Annotated in this window: 2 protein-coding genes; both read left to right on the forward strand. The window is 69.4% G+C overall.

The window, feature by feature from the left end; translation table 11 throughout:
• Positions 1-558 (forward strand): putative PEP-binding protein (locus H926_RS26580; protein WP_043608827.1); only part of this gene is annotated, 558 nt, incomplete at its 5' end.
• Positions 555-901, forward strand: a 347-nt coding sequence (locus H926_RS26585; RefSeq protein WP_043608830.1) for a PTS transporter subunit EIIC, incomplete at its 3' end; no start/stop codon positions are given. The genes H926_RS26580 and H926_RS26585, both read left to right, overlap by 4 nt.

Raw genomic sequence — 901 nt, forward strand, 5'->3', positions numbered from 1 at the left:
GGCGCGGTCAAGGTCATGGCGCCGATGATCGCGCGGGTCGAGGAACTGCGCGCCGTGCGCGCTGCCCTTGATGCCGAGGCCGCCAAGCTGGGCGTGGCCGCAGTGCCGCTGGGCGTGATGGTAGAAACGCCCGCCGCCGCCGTGATGGCCGATGCGCTGGCCGCCGAATGCGATTTCCTGTCGATCGGCACCAACGATCTGACGCAATATGCCCTGGCCATGGACCGTGGCAACCCGGCCGTGGCAGGCAGCATCGACGGACTTGATCCTGCCGTGCTGCGCCTGATCGGGCTGTGCTGCGAAGGCGCGCAAAGCCACGGTAAGTGGGTGGGCGTGTGCGGCGGCCTGGCATCCGATCCACTCGCCGTGCCGATCCTGATCGGGTTGGGTGTGACCGAACTTTCCGCCGCGCCGGCGATGGTGCCCGAAATCAAGGCGCTGGTGCGCGCGCTCTCTGCCCAGGAGTGCCGGGGCCTGGCCAGTGCCGTGCTCCAGGCATCGAGCGCCGCGCAAGTGCGCGTGCTGGCCACACAGATGATCGAAGGGGTTGCCCAATGAGCCAAGCCGTGAACAACGCGCTGCAACATCTGCAAAGCCTGGGCCGCGCGCTGATGCTGCCGATCGCCGTGCTGCCGGTGGCGGCGCTGCTGCTGCGGCTGGGCCAGCCGGATCTGCTCGGCCTGGATTTCGTCAGCGCAGCGGGCAATGCCATGTTCGCCAACCTCGGCCTGCTGTTTGCCATTGGCGTCGCCACAGGCTTTGCCAAGGATGGCAACGGCGCCGCGCCGCTGGCCGGCGTGGTGTGCTTCCTGGTGGCGAGCGAAGGCGCCAAGGCGCTGCTGGCGGTGCCGGCCGATGTGGTGGCGGGCGTTGCCAAGGCGGCGCTCCCGGCAGTGACGGC

The organism is Novosphingobium sp. B-7, assembly GCF_000410615.1.
GTDB classification, from domain to species: Bacteria; Pseudomonadota; Alphaproteobacteria; order Sphingomonadales; family Sphingomonadaceae; genus Novosphingobium; species Novosphingobium capsulatum.